This is a genomic window from Brevibacillus sp. Leaf182 (genome assembly GCF_001423865.2).
Classification (GTDB): Bacteria; Bacillota; Bacilli; order Brevibacillales; family Brevibacillaceae; genus Brevibacillus; species Brevibacillus brevis_C.
In genome coordinates this window covers 419,455-436,297 of the sequence record NZ_LMPN02000023.1, presented here as the reverse complement: position 1 = coordinate 436,297, position 16,843 = coordinate 419,455, and the positions used below count along the sequence as shown (strand labels likewise).

Annotated in this window: 17 protein-coding genes; 3 read left to right on the top strand and 14 right to left on the bottom strand. The window is 49.8% G+C overall.

Features of this window, described 5'->3' with window-relative positions; all coding sequences use genetic code 11:
- Positions 1-16: 16 nt before the first annotated feature.
- The 4 genes from ASG16_RS15485 to ASG16_RS15470 all read right to left on the bottom strand — a co-directional run bounded on the left by ASG16_RS15485 (position 17) and on the right by ASG16_RS15470 (position 3,093).
- Entirely contained in the window at positions 17-1,237 is a 1,221-nt protein-coding gene (locus ASG16_RS15485; protein WP_056496473.1) for an anhydro-N-acetylmuramic acid kinase, read from the bottom strand.
- A 206-nt stretch (positions 1,238-1,443) separates the two neighbouring features.
- Entirely contained in the window at positions 1,444-1,821 is a 378-nt protein-coding gene (locus tag ASG16_RS15480) for a VOC family protein (RefSeq protein WP_056496475.1), read from the bottom strand.
- 5 nt (positions 1,822-1,826) lie between these two features.
- Positions 1,827-2,192, bottom strand: coding sequence for an MmcQ/YjbR family DNA-binding protein (locus tag ASG16_RS15475; protein ID WP_056496478.1), 366 nt, complete (start codon positions 2,190-2,192; stop codon positions 1,827-1,829).
- A gap of 76 nt (positions 2,193-2,268) precedes the next feature.
- Positions 2,269-3,093, bottom strand: coding sequence for an AraC family transcriptional regulator (locus tag ASG16_RS15470; protein ID WP_056496481.1), 825 nt, complete (start codon positions 3,091-3,093; stop codon positions 2,269-2,271).
- A 172-nt stretch (positions 3,094-3,265) separates the two neighbouring features.
- On the opposite strand from ASG16_RS15470, the gene ASG16_RS15465 reads away from it, so the two are divergent.
- Entirely contained in the window at positions 3,266-4,039 is a 774-nt protein-coding gene (locus ASG16_RS15465; RefSeq protein ID WP_056497381.1) for a YheC/YheD family protein, read from the top strand.
- A 36-nt stretch (positions 4,040-4,075) separates the two neighbouring features.
- Here the strand turns inward: ASG16_RS15465 and mscL are convergent, their stop codons facing one another.
- Genes mscL through ASG16_RS15450 form a run of 3 tightly spaced genes read right to left on the bottom strand, consistent with a single transcriptional unit; the run spans position 4,076 to position 6,339 of the window.
- Positions 4,076-4,540, bottom strand: coding sequence for a large conductance mechanosensitive channel protein MscL (gene mscL, locus ASG16_RS15460; protein WP_056496482.1), 465 nt, complete (start codon positions 4,538-4,540; stop codon positions 4,076-4,078).
- 13 nt (positions 4,541-4,553) lie between these two features.
- Positions 4,554-5,486 carry a nucleoside hydrolase gene (locus ASG16_RS15455; protein ID WP_056496483.1) on the bottom strand — a complete coding sequence of 311 codons (933 nt, stop codon included), beginning with the start codon at positions 5,484-5,486 and terminating at the stop codon, positions 4,554-4,556.
- Between the two features lie 4 nt (positions 5,487-5,490).
- Positions 5,491-6,339: a nucleoside hydrolase gene (locus ASG16_RS15450; protein ID WP_056496484.1), complete on the bottom strand. Its 849-nt coding sequence runs from the start codon at positions 6,337-6,339 to the stop codon at positions 5,491-5,493.
- A 216-nt stretch (positions 6,340-6,555) separates the two neighbouring features.
- Between ASG16_RS15450 and ASG16_RS15445 the strand changes: the two genes are divergently transcribed.
- Positions 6,556-6,897: a hypothetical protein gene (locus ASG16_RS15445; protein WP_056496485.1), complete on the top strand. Its 342-nt coding sequence runs from the start codon at positions 6,556-6,558 to the stop codon at positions 6,895-6,897.
- 370 nt (positions 6,898-7,267) lie between these two features.
- Here ASG16_RS15445 and ASG16_RS15440 read toward each other — a convergent pair whose 3' ends face one another.
- From ASG16_RS15440 to ASG16_RS15415, 6 genes are all read right to left on the bottom strand, one after another.
- Complete coding sequence (locus ASG16_RS15440) at positions 7,268-7,483, bottom strand: hypothetical protein (protein WP_017250899.1); 216 nt, start codon at positions 7,481-7,483, stop codon at positions 7,268-7,270.
- A 51-nt stretch (positions 7,484-7,534) separates the two neighbouring features.
- The gene (locus tag ASG16_RS15435; protein ID WP_056496492.1) at positions 7,535-8,746 is read right to left on the bottom strand and encodes an ABC transporter permease; all 1,212 of its coding nucleotides are present in this window, start codon (positions 8,744-8,746) and stop codon (positions 7,535-7,537) included.
- On the bottom strand, positions 8,733-9,464 hold the full coding sequence (locus tag ASG16_RS15430; protein WP_056496494.1) for an ABC transporter ATP-binding protein: 732 nt from the start codon (positions 9,462-9,464) through the stop codon (positions 8,733-8,735). The genes ASG16_RS15435 and ASG16_RS15430 overlap by 14 nt, the downstream gene beginning before the upstream one ends.
- Positions 9,465-9,468: 4 nt before the next feature.
- Positions 9,469-11,061, bottom strand: coding sequence for an efflux RND transporter periplasmic adaptor subunit (locus ASG16_RS15425; RefSeq protein WP_056496496.1), 1,593 nt, complete (start codon positions 11,059-11,061; stop codon positions 9,469-9,471).
- 146 nt (positions 11,062-11,207) lie between these two features.
- On the bottom strand, positions 11,208-12,641 hold the full coding sequence (locus ASG16_RS15420) for a HAMP domain-containing sensor histidine kinase (RefSeq protein WP_056496497.1): 1,434 nt from the start codon (positions 12,639-12,641) through the stop codon (positions 11,208-11,210).
- Complete coding sequence (locus tag ASG16_RS15415; protein WP_056496498.1) at positions 12,607-13,290, bottom strand: response regulator transcription factor; 684 nt, start codon at positions 13,288-13,290, stop codon at positions 12,607-12,609. Before ASG16_RS15415 ends, ASG16_RS15420 begins: the two co-directional genes overlap by 35 nt.
- 137 nt (positions 13,291-13,427) lie before the next feature.
- Between ASG16_RS15415 and bluB the strand changes: the two genes are divergently transcribed.
- Positions 13,428-14,081 (top strand): 5,6-dimethylbenzimidazole synthase, encoded by a 654-nt coding sequence (bluB, locus tag ASG16_RS15410; RefSeq protein WP_048031811.1) that lies wholly within the window; start codon positions 13,428-13,430, stop codon positions 14,079-14,081.
- Between the two features lie 253 nt (positions 14,082-14,334).
- On the opposite strand, the gene hrpB is transcribed toward bluB, so the two are convergent.
- Positions 14,335-16,839 (bottom strand): ATP-dependent helicase HrpB, encoded by a 2,505-nt coding sequence (gene hrpB, locus ASG16_RS15405; protein WP_056496501.1) that lies wholly within the window; start codon positions 16,837-16,839, stop codon positions 14,335-14,337.
- Positions 16,840-16,843: the final 4 nt, after the last annotated feature.

Sequence of the window (16,843 nt, the reverse complement as noted above, 5' to 3'; positions counted from 1 at the left end):
CTCTGTTGATCTCATGTTAGAAGCATATATTTCCTAACGGTACGGCCCTCTTCGCCCCTGTTACGGATGGCACATTGGATGGTCGTCCCATTAGTGTCTCATGACCCAAAATGGCAAAAGCGACGGCTTCCTTCGCATCGTCAGGCATCCCAAACTGCTGCGCTGTCATCACGGTCATTCCAACCGGCAATTGACGCTGCAGCATGGCGAGAAGCGTCTGGTTATGAGCGCCTCCCCCTGAGACGATCACTTCCTCCACTTTGGTTGTTGGTAATACGAATTGCACATAGGCGTTCGCAATTGTCGTGGCAGTCAATGCTGTCACGGTTGCCAACAGATCCGCTTGACTAATCCCGAGTTGATTCGCATCACGGAACAGCTCTTGGGCAAAAGCTTTGCCGTATACTTCGCGGCCTGTGCTTTTCGGTGGCTTGATCTGGTAATACGGGTCTTGCAACCATTTTTCCAGTAGCACTGAAGAGACGGTGCCACCTGCGGCCAGCTTGCCACCCTCGTCATACCTCATCTGTCCGTTGGTCATGAGCTGAACGATTTGATCCATGATCATATTGCCAGGGCCCGTGTCAAAAGCGACGACTTGATCGATAGCTGCACTTGCAGGTAGTAATGTAACATTAGCGATTCCACCGATGTTTTGCAGCAGTCTGCCTTTTTGCGGATGGCGGAACAAAATATAGTCGGCATACGGAACAAGCGGTGCTCCTTCTCCATCAGCAGCCAGGTCTCGAGCGCGGAAATTTCCCACTACCGGAATACCCGTACGTTCTGCCAGTGTGGACAGCTCGCCGATTTGCAAGGACGCCCTGACCTCTGTTATTCCTTGTGGTCCGGGAAATGGTGTGCGCCCAGCAATATGCCAAATGGTTTGTCCGTGCATACAGACTGCGTCTACTTCGGCTGTCGTTACTCCAGCTTTCTGCATCAATTGCTGTACCGCATACGCATACCATTCAGACAAGCCGTAATGAACCGCAGTCAACTGATCCACTCTCGCTGTTTCTACACTGCACAGATTCATGACCCACTCACGCAAGTCATCGGAGTATGGCATATAAAAAAAGTCGCGGAGAGTCACCTTTTCGATCTCGCCCTGTTCATCTGTGCGGATCGCTACAAGTGCGGCATCAATGCCATCCAGCGAAGTACCCGACATGAGGCCGATGAGTACATGCTCATTTTTCGCACGATAATCGAGCAATTTTGCAGGTTGATCCATGTCAAAAGCCCCCATTTGAGAATCGAGAATCGTTGAAAAATTCGTTCCTGTTATCGCTTTCATTATATGTAGCAAAATTACACAAGTCAATCGATTATTAGTAAATTTTATTTCCTGAAACAACAACCAATGATTCCGTCCACAAACGCAAACAAGCCGAACCTTTTTCACATAGGCTCGGCTTGACCTCTTATGTAAGGATCGTATTACGCAAACAAACTGATCAGGTTCCCATCCGGGTCTTTCACGATGGCATACCGCTGGCCCCAGAACGCATCCCACGGCTCACGGTGACTCTCGTAGCCATGTGAAACGATTTTCGTATACAACGCATCAAGTGCCGCAGCATCCTCACACAAAAAAGCCAGCTCAATCCGATGCCCGACAGGTGCTTCCCATCCCCCATACACACCCTTGGCAACTTCGATTGTATCAAAGGCCAGACGAACACCGTCCTGCGCTACCTCCACATGCGGCTCTTCATTTGCTCCCTCGGGGATATCGAAGCCGAGTACCCGATAGAAATCCAACGCTTTTTTCATGTCCTGTACGACTATCCCTACCATATCAAGCTTGATTCCCACATTACTCACTCCTGTTCGTTCTTGATTTCTTGCTGGACGCGCTTAGGCAGTTTTTGGAGCACCGTATCGTACGCATGCTCGATCATCCTTTCCCATAAGCCTTCGGGAATGTCCGCATCCAAGTAGACAGAATTCCAATGGGATTTATTCATGTGATAGCCGGGGACGATCCCTTCGTAGGTCTCGCGCAATTCCTCCGCACGCATCGGATCGCATTTCAAGGTGAGGATGCGAACTCCTTTGGAATCGCCTCCGATCATGGCAAATATTTTGCCTCCGACATGGTAGCGATCGCATTCCCAATCCATCTGATAGTCATGGGTGGCACCGGGCTGCTTTCGGCAATATGTATCTAATGTTTGTTCATTCACATGAATTCACCATCCTTTCTTTAAGGTAACGCATCTCGCAAAAGGAAGATTGTAAAAAACGGACAACCTTTCAAGATTATCGATTCGCACGATCTGGTGAGACCATTTTACTTGGAGCTACACCGTAAAAAGTGTGGAAGCTCTTGATCAAGTGCGACTGATCGTAATAGCCACATTGGAGAGCTGCATCTGTAAACGAAGTGCATGTTCCCTTAGCCAGCATTTGCAGCAGCCCTTGAAATTGAATGATTCGGCCCATTTCCTTCGGGCTCATTCCCAACTGTTGTTGAAATGTCCTGCGCAAGGTTCTCTCGCTATAATTCACTTTCTCGGCAAGCGCGGCCATGGAAAGATTTCCTCTGTATTCATATAAATAGTTCATGCTCGTCAAAAGCAACTGGTCTGCTGGATCATCCATCCACAAGCGTTTGATAAGCTCCTGCTCCAACCAAGCGATTCGCTCCGCTGTGTCGGAAGCTTCGAGCAAGCCTTCTATCACCTCATCTGCCTCTTTGCCCCAGATATCTTCCAGATTGGGATGATGTCCGTTGATCATGGCGACAGGGTAGCGCAAAAAGCGAGCTGCTCCTTCAGCGTAAAACCGAATGCCGATTAAGGATTGTGGTTCGGTCAATGGGATCACCTCGTACGTCCTCATCAATCCCGTTAAAAATGCCCCCTTCTGATAGGAAGTGGCGCCGAGATTGAAAATGATATCGATGCATCCATCGGGTATGACTCGGCTTGCAGGTGCTATCCCTTTGCCGTCGTACTCTGATGTCCAGTAGCAAGCGATATCGTTCACCAGACATTTGCTGGGCATGTACTCTTGGTAGCGATAGGCATTTTGGGCGCTCGCTCGTTGCAGAGTCGGAGGTTGCACCGGACGGAATTGCCGCATATTTTCGCCATCCTTCCCTTATGATTAGAACATATATTCCCCCATAATTCTTTAACTCCTCCTTAAGTCCTTGGCCATTTTTGAAAAACGTCCCCTTTCAAAATAAAAACGGTCGCGAACGCTTCTGCATATGCTGGGACGAATGGATTTTTCGCAAAGTGAGGTGCAAGATGTGATCTCCTCCTCCAAGTGGAGCCTTCATCAGTTCTTTTCAAAAAGTCCTTACATTCGCCCTTACCTGCCGCCTACTTCGCTATATCAGGCCGCCAGTTTGGATTCATATGTAGCGAAGTATTCTACCGTCTATATCAAGCCGACGAGAACCCATATGGGGAAAGGCATTATTCGTGTCTGGAAAACGGATGGCGGGGGCTATCAATTTGTCAAGGAGCGCGGAGAACCTATGCAGGCAGATTCTTTGGCTGACTTGAAGCAGCAGCTCGCCGCGCAGTGTACGGAAAAAAATTATGTGATTCAAAAAGGGCTGGATTTAGCTGAAATCGATGGCCGCCCCTTTGATATTCGCGTCATGATGATGCGCAATGGCTTGGGCAAATGGCAATATGCCGGCATGCTAGCCAAGGTAGCCGGTGCTGACAGTATCATTACCAATGTCGCTCGCGGCGGCGGATATGCCGTCACAGTCCCGCATGCCTTGAAAAAATCTGGCGCAGTCGAGCCAGCCAAATTGAAAAGTGTCGTCTCTCAGTTGATCCAGATCAGTCACCGTGTATGTGCCCACTTTAATAAATATCGGCACAGTGCGCAAATCGGCGTTGATTTTGCCATTGATAAAGCTGGAAACCTCTCCATTATTGAGGTCAATTACGACTTTCCTTCCCACGGGCTGTTTGCCAAGCTCAAAGACAAGACTTATTACCATACGATTAAAAGACTTCACTCTCAGTACAAAAACCGCGTGAAACGAAAAAAGAGGAAGGCATAATCGCCCTCCTCTGTTCGTTTGATTCGTGTATGGGTCTTATTCGTGTGCCAATGCCGTTCCTTTTGTCTCCAGCATGGACGTGCAGTTCGGGCAGCGTGTAGCCTTGATCGGAATCGCAGAGATGCAATGTGGGCATTCTTTCGTTGTCTCAGGTGCTTTCTCCACTTCTTGCTTGCGTTTGAAGCGGTTGAGCTGCTTGATGACGATAAAAATAGAAAAGGCGATAATGACAAAATCAATCACAGAGTTGAGGAACAATCCGTAGTTGAGCGTCGCAGCTTTTGCTGCTTTTGCTTCGGTGATCGTCTTATAAGGAACCCCGCTCAAATTGATGAACAAGCCGGAGAAATCCACCTTGCCCAGAAGCAATCCGATCATAGGAGTAATGATGTCATTAACAAGCGAGGTAACAATCTTCCCGAAAGCCCCACCGATGACCACACCGACTGCGAGATCCATCACATTTCCTTTTAACGCAAACTCTTTAAATTCTTTTAACACAATAACTTCCTCCTTAATTACCTAGTACGTACTTCAGAAAATGACCGACAAAACGCTCATGGTCAACCTCCAGGCACACGTCCACATTCGGTGGATGCGCTGGATATTCCCGTCTGTCCCCAATCGTACGGGCGTCACTGGCTCCCCCGGACGTATCTACCGCAACATGCATTGGGACTGCCTTCACAAACGTCGGATCGATGACGACACCTACGGCCAACGGATCATGCAGACCGCAGCCGCGCAAATTGCCTACTGTGGCGTAGGCATTCATGTACACCTCGCACATATCCGCAAAAACATGACTCAAGCGTGTATCCTTCGCTCTCCACTCCTGCAAGTGTTCGCGGGTGAGCAGCGTTTGCATCGTCACATCCAGACCTACCAGCGTCACTGGAATACCAGACTGGAAGACATACGCTGCGGCTTCCGGATCGGCGCAAATATTCGCCTCCGCTACAGGCGTGCGATTGCCCGGCACTGTTACAGCGCCTCCCATCACGACCACTCGTTTGACAAGGGATACGATTTCTGGAGCAGCCATTATCGCCTGCGCCAGATTGGTCATGCTCCCGACGGTCACGAGTGTCAATTCGTGCGGATGTTCCTTAATTGCAGAGATGAGATATTGTGTGGCACACTGTGGCTGAGCCGTTGTCGATGGCGCAGGAAGGACGACATTGCCCAGCCCGTTCTCACCGTGGAACAGCCTTGCTTTTCCTGTGAGGTCGCGAACAATCGGCTTCGATGCCCCCTGATAGACAGGAATCGCAGAGGCATCCAGCAGCTCTAGCACCTGCAAGGTATTGCGTGTTGCTTCCTCCACCGTAATATTGCCAAAAGTCGTGGTAATCCCACACACTTCAAGAGCAGGCGAGTGAACGGCATAAGCAATCGCCAGCGCATCATCAATCCCGGTATCTACATCCAAAATGATTTTTTCCATGCGCTTATACCCCTCCCTGATCCAAAACGGTTTGCAAAAAGCGCTCTGCCTCTGCCATCTCAACCTCAACGCATACGGCCGTATCGGTTCCTACACTCGGTTTCGCCCGCAGATCGGCTAGAATGGCACCGCGTGACCATTCGCTTTTGCATTCGACTGAGAGCTTCATCTGCTCCATCCGCATCTTTTCAGGCGAGAGAGCCGCGAGCATCGCTACCCATGCATGGAGTGCACGAGCAGAAGCGGCGAACTGTATGTCTGACGTCGTCGTTCTATCGATCAGGCCAACTGCTTGTGCGAGACTTCCCAGTGTATGTACTTGCTCTTCCGTCAAACGAAACAAGCTGGTTGTATCTAATGGAACAAGCACAAGCGGCAAGCCGGCTGCCAAAACGAGCGCAACTGCTTCCGGATCACCATGCATGTTTGTTTCAGCAATGGCCGTAACATCTCCTGGTACACGTATGGCTCCACCCTGCACCACGATTCGCGTAAATTTACGCGCCAACAGTGGATCACGCGCGACAGCCAAAGCTAGCGTCGTCAAACGGTCAAACGTCACGAGCGTCAAGTCACTTTCCTCATCCTGCGTACTTTCTACAAGGAGCCTTACACCTTCCGAGGTGGTCGTCTCTATCGTTCCTGAGAAAAGCGGTTGCTTGGCACCTGTTACGATTGGAATTTCATAGCCTGGCTGTGCAAAATCAATCAGCTTCCTAGCCAAGCTTGACTGCGTGTCTCTGCAAATGATTCCTGCCACTTGAACATCAGGCGACCGCAAAGCATACAGCAAGGCCAGCCCTTGACCAAATCCACCGCAAAACTCGATGATCAACCGGTGTTTTTTTGCCACAATCTCATCTCCCGCTTCTCGCTATTGCCATTTGTCAAAACCGCTTTTCCTATGCTATCCAAATCAGCAGCAACCGTCAAATATCCAAATGCTCATCTCTGCCTTCTCTTCTCTTGCATCGAGCGGATAACTATTTTACACTTATTCATAACTTCGACAAAAATCGCCATCACACAAGACTAATGCGCCAAGCCATGCAAAAGGAGTATAACGGTCATGCTTTCGTTGAACCACTCAACCATGGATGCTATTTCTCTCGTGAAAAACCAACTGATCCAAGCGATTGTACAGCACCAAACGAAGCCTTATCTGCCTATTTGGGGAGAAATGTTTACAGCGTTGCGGGAAATCCAAAAGGCAGGCCAGCATTCACACCAAAATATACACGTCTATTCTATTGAGCCGACAGGCGATCTCTGGTATTTGTACCGAGAGAATGTTTTTTCTGTCGATCTGCCTAGAATGGGCATCACGATTTCTCTCACACAGGAGCAATTGATCGATGCCTTGCTGAAAGGAAGCTTTCAACCTACCCTATTGATAACAAAGCCGTCATGAGAAACGGCTTTTTTTCATCGTTTTTGAACAAAAAAAGCCCCAAGATCAAATCTTGGGAGAGAGTAGTACGTTGTATTTACGTGAATAAGCATAGTTTATATCTAACTACCCACTCATTCCAGTTGTATATTCAGGTAATTGTACCTATTATATCCTCTGAGCAAAAATGCTGTCGAAAACGAACATTTGTACAATAGTAAAAAAAGAGGCGGCCCTTCTGCACAGATTGGGTGCCGCCATCCCGAACTTCCCCAAGTTCGTTCATATTCGAATTGTACTATGAAACAGTCCTATCGAAAAGTGTCAGGTTTTGTTTTCCTGTGAATTATTACAAATCCCTGACGCCTGCTTAAGGCCATCAGGGATCATTCTATTTGCTATCGTTATTGAGCACATCAGCAGCTCTTGGTCCAAAAATGATATACAAATAGACATATTGGCTGACGCTAACTCGAGGAAAGACGAACGCAACACTGGTCTTGCCCTCTTGTTGTCTGACAAAATAACGCAATTTGCTTGTTTTGATCCTTTTCACAATGCGTGTCGCTTCTCGCCATGGTACGGAAAATTGAACGCTTTTTTCCATCAGACCAACACCTCTCACGGCTAGTATGCCCGGATTGGTAAAATTACACACTCACTCATACCGCAGAGCGTCAATTGGTTTGAGCTGTGCTGCTTTTCTCGCCGGATACACACCAAAGATGACACCAACCAATGTAGAGGTCAAAAACGCATACATAATCGGAGACAGACTGATTGAAGTCGCCATCTGACCAAGCTTGCTAACCAAAAACGCCGCCCCTACCCCTAAGGCAATACCAATCACCCCGCCAATCAGGCTAAGCGTAACCGCTTCGATCAAAAACTGTCGGAGAATATCGCCCCGCTTGGCTCCAATCGCCTTGCGAATCCCGATTTCTCGTGTCCGCTCCGTGACCGATACAAGCATAATATTCATTACGCCAATCCCGCCAACAATCAGCGAGATGGCTGCAATGCCAGATAAAAGCGCGGTCATCGAGCTGGAGACTGACTGTGCCGTGCTTAAAATGTCTGACTGGGACGTTATACGGAAATCATCGGCTGCTTGTGGCCGTAGCTTGTGATTGGCACGAAGGGCTTGCTGTACATCTTGTTGCGCCTTCTCCATCAAGTCTGACGATGCTGCCGAGACGTAAATCGAGCTCACATTTTTGCCTCCGGTCAACCTGTTCATCGCAGTAGTAATCGGAATGATGATCCGATCGTCGTTGTTTGTCATGCCTGAGCTTCCCTGGCTCTGCAATACGCCGATGATCGTAAACGGAATCCGGTTAATCTGAACGGTTTGCCCTACTGGATTCGCTCCTTTAAACAGGTTGCTGACCACCTCTGTCCCCACGACTGCCACGTTGTATTGCATCTTCACTTCAAAGTTACTAAAGAAACGCCCCTGTCCAACTTCTACATTCCTCACCTGAGGGAAATCGGCTGACGTCCCCTCGAGCATACTGGAATAGTTATTGCTTCCCCAGACAATCTGCCCCCGCGCATTGACGCTGGGAGCCACACCCGAAATGGACTCTTTTTGCATCAGGGTTTCTGCATCTGCCATCGTCAGCGTATTCAGAGAGCCAGCTCCAAGGCTTACCCTGCCTTGTGTCGCCTGACCAGGTGTGACAATCAGCAGGTTGCTCCCTAAACCATTGATCTGCGAAGCAACAGACGTGGAAGTCCCTTCTCCGATCGCCACCATCGCGATAACAGCTGCTACACCGATGATAATTCCCAGCATCGTGAGAACGGAGCGCAAGCCATTTGCCCTGATGCTGCGAAATGAAATGCGTACACATTCAATAAAGCTCATCTGCTCTACCCTCCATCGACACCCCCCTGCGATCCTCCACCACTTCATCCGCAATGATTTGCCCATCACGAAACCGGACGATCCTCTTCGCATACTCCGCAATATCAGGTTCATGTGTCACCAAAATAACCGTTTTGCCCGCATCGTTCAGCTTTTGAAAGATACCCATGATCTCTTCACTCGTCTTCGTGTCCAGCGCTCCTGTCGGCTCGTCTGCCAACAGGATGACGGGATCATTGACGAGAGCTCTCGCGATTGACACGCGCTGCTGCTGCCCACCTGACAGCTCATTGGGCTTGTTGTTTAATCGCTCTGCCAGTCCGACACTCGTTAATGCCCGGATGGCTCTTTCTCTTCGTTCCCGTGCAGATGTGCCTCCATATAAAAGAGGCAGTTCTACATTTTCCACTGCGGTTGTACGTGGCAACAGATTGAAATTTTGAAAAACAAAGCCGATTTTCTGATTGCGGATGACCGCCAATTCATCGTCATGTGCTTGTGATACAGGATAGCCGTCTAAAAAAAATTCTCCCGAGGTGGGCTTATCCAGACAGCCAATTACATTCATCATGGAAGATTTGCCTGAACCAGACGGCCCCATGATTGCCACGAAATCTCCTTCCTCGATCGATAAGCTGACACCCCTGAGCGCATAAATCTCCTGATCTCCGATGACATACTGTTTTCTCAGCTCTTCTATTTGAATGACCGGTTTCATCTTTTTACCGTCCCCTTATCTGGACGCCCATTCCGCCGAATCCCGGCATACCGCCGCCCATTCGATTTCCATTTTGACTCGTTCCAGATGAGGTCTGTGTATTCACGAGGATGACGACACGCTCTCCTTCGGTAAGCCCCTCCGTCACTTCTACCTGATCGGCAGTGAAGTATCCCATTTTGATCGGAACAAATCGATACGGCATATTCGCTCTGCCCTCTTTGCCTCCACTGATGTTATTCGCTTGCTTCGCCTCAGCCTGATTCCCTTCAGCTCCTTCACCAGCTTGTTGTGCAGCAGCATCCTTTAGCACATACACGCCATCCTTGCCATTTTGCGTTTGCAACGCTTGCGCAGGTACCACGAGCACATTTTTATGAGTTCCCCGTTCGATCGCGACGTTCATCGTCATCCCGATCTTCAATTTATTATCCTGGTTTGCCACAGACAAAAGCACATCGTAAGTGGTGACTCCAGCGTCAGTTTTCGCTTCTGGATAGATCAGCTTTACTTTTCCACGGAACGTCTCATCCGCATAAGAACTCGTCGTAAACGTCACTGGCAAGCCTTCCTGTACTTTTCCGATGTCACTCTGGCTAATCTGGGCCAATACCTCTAAATCTCCGCTATTCGAATTATCCATGATAATGAAATTATTGCCGGGTATTTCGCCTACATTGCCATTCACTTGGACGATCACTCCGTCCATTGGTGCTTTCAAGGTAACTGCTCTCAGTGCCTTTTGTGCTTGTTGCAGCCCCGCTTTTGCCTGTTCCACCGCTGCTTTGGCCGATAATACTGTGGCGGCATCAGGGCCTTCATTCGCTTCCTGTAACGCTTCTTGCGCTGTTTGATACGCAGCCAATGCCTGCTCTACCTTCACACTTGCCTGCCCTGTCGTCTGTCCGGCTGTCAATATGGCATTGTTGTAATCACGCTGAGCCTGATCCAACGAGGATTGAGCACTGTCGAATTCACTCTTGGCAATCGCACCTGCCGCAAATAAGGCCTGCTGGGAAGTGTACGTCTTCTGGGCACTCTCCAGGTTTGCCTTTGCCTTCTCTACGTCGTTCGCCGCTTTTTTCCCGTCAATGTTTTGCTTGGCGAGCTCCCATTCGTTCTTGGTCTGATTGACGGCAGCTTGCAAAGAAGTGATTTCTGCGGGACTCTTGCGCTTTTGTGCCTCCTCTAGCTTGGCTTGCGCCGATAAAAGATTTGCTTCCGCATTCGTCACCTGGATTCTCGCTACGGAATCGTCCATCGTCGCAAGAACTTGCCCTGCCTTCACGGCATCACCAACGCCGACCTGAATGGTAGAAATCGCATCCTTGGCTTCTTCTGCATCAGAAAACGAGAGAGACGAGCGTTTGGAAGCCTGGACAGTGCCTGATGCCTGTACGACTTCTGAGATGTCTCCCCTTTTTACCGTCTCCACTTGAAAAGCGGCCTGCGCCGTTTGTGGGGTAAAAAACGACTGGTAGCCGAATATAGCTCCTGAAACGAGCACGACCCCGACAGCCAAAACTCCAACGATCCACCTTCTCTTGTTGCTTCCTGCCTTCGAAAACAACTCTCTCTTTTTCTCCGTGTGAGTCACGCTCAGTCCCCCTACCATCTACTTGATTGAAGACTTGTCTTTTTGGTTGCGACCACTATACGGAACGAATACGTCAGGGAAAAGTCAGATAAAGACACAAAAAAACGACCGGAGTGAACCAGATCGTTTTTTCAAGCATGCCTGTTTTATTTGCGTAAAATCAACGTGAAGGTGCTGCCTGACGCTGTACTCTCCGTCAGGATCAACATACCTCCTAATGCTTGGGCAATCATTCTGCTAAAAGACAAACCAAGCCCCAACCCACGGACGATGTGCTTCTTGTCCTCGCCCCGGTAGAATCGTTCGAAAATCAAAGATTGTTCCTCTATCGGTATCCCACGTCCATTGTCCTTCACGTCAATGCGAATCTCATCTGCTGATGCAGATAGGGACACAATAATCCGTCCCTCCGATTCCATCGCCTGTGCTGCATTGTTTAGGAGATTGTACATGATTTGCTGCACACGCAACGGGTCGGTCTCTATCATCATTGGCTCAGACGTATTTTCGATGTGCAAGCTGAGCTTTTCTTCTTCCTGCACAATCTTCCATTGGTGCGTAACTTCCCGAATCAGCTCCTGCATGTTTTGGGGTTGCCGACGTATACGAATGTCACCCACAGCAAACGAGTTAAAATCGAGCAAATCCTCTATCATCTTTTGCAGACGTGTTGTTTCCTTCGTACAAATATCCAAAAACTCCTTGGCTTCCTCACCGCTCACAACCTCTTCCCTCACGGCTTGTACCAGCCCACTGATGGACGTAACAGGTGTTTTGAGTTCGTGGGTCACCCCTGCCAAAAGCTCGGTACGCATCATTTCCAACTGCTTCAATCGTTCTGCCATTTCTTCAAAGGTATGAATCAGCTCATACACTTCTTGTTCGCGCTTGTTTTTATCCAATTGAATCTCGTAGTTTCCCAGTACGATTTGCTTGGCAGCGTCTGCCACATCCTTAATCGGCTGAGACAGCTTTTTCGTCAGCAAATATATGACGAGCCAGCCAAGTAAGCCGAGACCCAGAAGCATGATCGCGAGCAATTGGAATTCAGTCATGCCGCGTATCACCTGTTTTTGTGGGGTGAACAGCATGACCCATCCAACCACTCGCTCATCAACTTTAATGCTTTCCTTCACGAAAAGCACTTCGTCACCCCGCGCAAGCTCGAACTGTGACAGGCTGTCATCCGCATCCACCAGATCAGGCGCGATACGCTTCAGTTCCCCTGAAAAAGGACCAGGTACGCCAAATACGGGTTGCTTGTGTTCATCTAAAATCATCATGATTGGCTTGTAATTGACGCCGAGTGACTCCTGGCGACTGTCCACAATACGAAACAAAAACGGAGCCGTTTTCACCTTGCCTTCCACATCAACGACCCGATCCGCTACTTCCGCTGCCATCAGTCTCATAAAATCAAGGCGTTTTTGAGTCTCGCTATAAGAAATCCAGTAGCTGGATGCAATCCCGATCACGAAAAGGCCGATACACAAGATGATCAAGTATCGCGTCGTCCAATACCGAAACAACGAGGTGCGTTTTTTCTCACTCATATACGCACAGCTTGTAGCCCAAGCCACGATAAGTACGGATTTCCCCTTCGGATGTCGGCCAATTCTCCAAAGATCGCCGGATGCGCTTGATCGCGAGGTCTACTGCGCGATCACTTCCTTCGTAGTCCATTCCCCACACCTGCTCGATGAGCTGTTCTCTGGTGAACGTCTGGTTTTTGTACTGCGCTAAAAAAAGAAACAGACACAAGTCCTTTGGCGTAAACGCCAGTTCGATGCCATGCAGCATGACAGAATAAGCCTTGAAGTCGACTTTCAGACTGCCAAACTGCTTCACATGATTGCCTTCTAACAATTGTTTCGAGCGACGTAATACTGCATGTACGCGAGCGACCACTTCGTCGGCAATAAAGGGCTTGGTGATATAGTCATCGGCGCCTTTGTTCAAACCCGCCAACTTGTTATCGATTTGTCCCAACGCTGTCAGCATGATGACAGGACACGAGCTTTTCGCCCGAATATATTCGAGAATACTCCATCCGCTTCGTCCAGGCAGCATCACATCCAGCAAGACCAGCGCAGGATTGAGTGAATCAAACTTCCGCTCTGCTTCCTCGCCGTTAAATGCCTGTTCAACCTGAAAGTTGTTTTTTTCCAAATACGCCTTCAATACCCGAGAGATGGGTAACTCGTCTTCTACAATTAAGATGTTTTGCATGCTCGTACTATCTCCCCTCTGCTCGGACTAACCTCCTCTTTAGCGTAGGACATGAATATGTCAAGTAGATGTCTGGAAGGAAGCATACTTTGTAAGTAAAATAAAGAGACCGGAATGCAAATAGGGAGGTTTTTCTCATGAAACGCTTAACCGCGGAAGAAAAAAACGGGTTGTATAAAGCCATCAGCAATCGTCGCGATATTCGTACCTTTCGTCAAGACCCTGTCGCCCCGGAAAAGCTTGCCATGATCTTGGCTGCTGCCCACCATGCTCCTTCTGTCGGATTCATGCAGCCTTGGAATTTTGTCCTGGTGGAAGACGACGAAACCAAACAAGCTCTTGCAGAATGTGCGGATAAAGAACGCCGGGCACTTGCCATCCACTACGAAGGAACGGGACGAGAATCGACCTTTTTAGAGCTGAAAATTCAAGGAATCAAGGAAGCGCCTGTCACGATCTGTGTCACTTGTGATCCTACACGTGGCGGAGACCATGTACTCGGTCGCAATTCTATCCCGGAAACAGATATTATGTCTGTCAGTTGTGCGATCCAAAACATGTGGCTGGCAGCCTACGCAGAAGATTTGGCGATGGGCTGGGTCAGTTTTTACAAGAAGGCCGACGTGCGTCGTATCCTGAACATACCGCCGCATATCGATCCTGTCGCATTGCTGTCGATCGGCTACACGGATCATTATCCGGAACGTCCACTCTTGGAGCTGCACCAATGGAGACAACGCGAGGACCTGCAACAGTTGATTTATCGGGAGCAGTGGGGAAACAAAGCGTAAGCCTTGACCTCATACGAAAGAAAGGGCGCTGCAACTGCGGCACCTTTTTTTTACAAAAAAAAGACCGCCTGTTGTAACAGGCAGCCCTAAGAAATAGAGGGGGTAGTACGTGATTCACGGTATCTTCCTGACGTGCCCGAACACGAAGAAGGTTTCACAATTGACGTGACTCACGAACATGGAACTAGCAAAATGGGAAATTTCACCTGACGCGATGCCCCCCTCTATGCCCGAATATACCTAGCGAATCGATTTATATGCGTGGTCGCGTCCGGTTTGTTGGAATGGCAGCTAGCGGATCATCCGGCCAATAATGCTTGGGATAACGGCCCTTTAAATCTTTTTTCACTTCAAAATACGCATGTGCCCAAAAGCTCGCCAAGTCCCGTGTCACTTGTACCGGACGATGAGCCGGCGAAAGCAGGTGCAATGTCAGTGGCACTCTGCCTCTGCCTATTCGCGGAGAGTCTTGCCAACCAAACAACTCCTGTAGCCGGACCGAAAGCACCGGTGCTGCTGGATCGCTGTAATCGACAGGAATTTTGGAGCCACTCGGGACGATCACATGAGTCGGAGCGTATTCGTCTAGTTGTCTGCGCTGCTCCCATGACAGCATACTCTCTAGCAACGTCGCCACTGACAGCGACTGCAGGTCTTCCTTTCGTTTGAAACCATATACATGGGGAGCGAGCCTTTCCTCCAGGGAAACAAGTAGTGCCTCATCTTCCACATTCGGCCAGCCTTCCTCCAGACGTTGCATAAAGAGCAAACGCTCCCGATACTGTCTCGCCTGCCGATTCCACGGCAAAATCTCCAAGCCTTCTTCTTTTATTCCGTCCAAAAACGCTGTTAACACCTCATCTGGGGAAGCCTCCGCAGCTATATCCGCCAACAAGATCGCCCCCAACCGCTTTTGCTTGCGGCTGCGAACTGCCCCCGCTGTATGCTCCCACCATACGTTCATTCGTTCGGTAATCTGCATCGCACAATCCTTCAACAGCTCGCTTTCTTCCACGCTAGCCGCCAGTAATATCCGACTATCTGCGCCTTGGTCATCGAGTTCTGCTGCCACAATATACGGCGAAGCAGCCAGTGGTTGCTGCACGGAAAAAGCCGCCCCGCGCCCATTGCGAAGCAAATAACGTCCATCTGCCCTTCGCTGGGCAATCCGGTCCGGGTACGCAAACGCCAGCAGTCTTCCCGTCGCTTCTGTACGCGTGGAGGTGTCACCAGACTGGTTGTTTGCCCATCCCCGTTTGAAGTGCGCTGCCTCCTTCCAAAGTCTTTTGCATGTTCCTACATCAATCGGAAGCTCCACTGCCTCACTCTGTTTGTTTGCTACCTGACGAAGCAGTTCAACACGCGAACGCATATCCGCATCTGCTGACGCTTGGCGCCCCCGCACAATATCTCGTTCTTCCAAGAGGACAGCCAGCTCACAAGCCAGTTCCCCTTCCCCCAGCTCATTCGCTTTTTGAATCATGTGGCCCAATCTCGGATGCACACCCATCCCAGCCAGCACTCGTCCATGTGGTGTGATCTGCTTCCGCTCATCTAATGCGCCCAACTGAAGCAACAGCTCTTGAGCCTGTGCCATCGCTGGCTTCGGCGGGGGATTCAGCCAATCCAGCTCGTCCGACGACCCAACACCCCACAGAGCCAGCTCCAAAGCGAGCACAGCCAGATCCGCTTCCATAATTTCAGGTGTCTGCTGGGGAATGAGCATGCGATCTTCTTGCTCTGTCCACAGTCGATAGCAGACTCCGGGCGTAAGCCGTCCAGCCCTTCCTCGGCGTTGGTCTGCGGATGCCTTTGATACCTTTGCTGTCTCCAGCCTCGTCATCCCAGTTCGTGGAGAAAAGCGCGGGACCCGTTTTAATCCACTATCAATCACGATACGCACACCTTCGACAGTCAAGCTCGTCTCAGCAATAGAGGTGGCGAGGACAATTTTGCGCTCCCCTGTTTTCCCGGGCTGGATCGCCTTATCTTGTTCCTCTTGCGACAAGTTTCCGTAAAGAGGTGCAATCCGGATATTCGTGCCCACACCGCTTTGTTCAAGCAAACCTTGGACCCGGTGAATTTCTTTGGCTCCTGGTAAAAAGACGAGCATATCTCCCTCTTCTTGTCTCAACGCTTGGAAGATCATCTGGACCACCGCTTCCTCCAGACGCCCCTCCATCGGGGAAGTCAAAAAGCGCGTCTCCACCGGAAACATCCTGCCTTTACTACTGATAACAGGAGCATTCCCCAGCAAGGCTGACACAGGCTCGGCATCGAGCGTAGCGGACATCACGAGAATTCGCAGGTCTTCCCGAAACAAGCTTTGTGCTTGAAGACTTAGGGCCAGTCCTAAATCCGCGTGCAAATTCCGTTCGTGGAACTCGTCAAAAATAACAAGACCGACATCAGATAGCTCTGGATCATCCTGTAGCATTCTCGTTAAAATTCCTTCTGTAATCACTTCAATCCGAGTGCCTGGCCCTACTCTTGACTCGCGCTTGACCCGGTATCCGACCGTTTGTCCAACTTCTTCCCCCAGCAAGGCAGCCATGTAGGTAGCAGCTTGACGTGCGGCCAGTCGGCGCGGGACCAGCATTACAATTCGACGATTGTGTAACCAAGCTTCTTCACGCAAGGCCAGTGGTACCCTCGTCGTCTTCCCCGCACCCGGAGCAGCGACCAATACTGCATTCGTCTCTTTGCACAGCGTGCCTACCAGCTCTGGCAATACTTCATTTATTGGCAATGCATTCATGTTT

Bases quoted from the DNA above. Each gene is read 5' to 3' on its own strand.
- ASG16_RS15485 (WP_056496473.1), bottom strand. From the start codon at position 1,237: ATGGATCAACCTGCAAAATTGCTCGATTATCGTGCGAAAAATGAGCAT.
- ASG16_RS15470 (WP_056496481.1), bottom strand. From the start codon at position 3,093: ATGCGGCAATTCCGTCCGGTGCAACCTCCGACTCTGCAACGAGCGAGC.
- ASG16_RS15455 (WP_056496483.1), bottom strand. From the start codon at position 5,486: ATGGAAAAAATCATTTTGGATGTAGATACCGGGATTGATGATGCGCTG.
- ASG16_RS15445 (WP_056496485.1), top strand. From the start codon at position 6,556: ATGCTTTCGTTGAACCACTCAACCATGGATGCTATTTCTCTCGTGAAA.
- ASG16_RS15440 (WP_017250899.1), bottom strand. From the start codon at position 7,483: ATGGAAAAAAGCGTTCAATTTTCCGTACCATGGCGAGAAGCGACACGC.
- ASG16_RS15435 (WP_056496492.1), bottom strand. From the start codon at position 8,746: ATGAGCTTTATTGAATGTGTACGCATTTCATTTCGCAGCATCAGGGCA.
- ASG16_RS15430 (WP_056496494.1), bottom strand. From the start codon at position 9,464: ATGAAACCGGTCATTCAAATAGAAGAGCTGAGAAAACAGTATGTCATC.
- ASG16_RS15415 (WP_056496498.1), bottom strand. From the start codon at position 13,290: ATGCAAAACATCTTAATTGTAGAAGACGAGTTACCCATCTCTCGGGTA.
- bluB (WP_048031811.1), top strand. From the start codon at position 13,428: ATGAAACGCTTAACCGCGGAAGAAAAAAACGGGTTGTATAAAGCCATC.
- hrpB (WP_056496501.1), bottom strand. From the start codon at position 16,839: ATGAATGCATTGCCAATAAATGAAGTATTGCCAGAGCTGGTAGGCACG.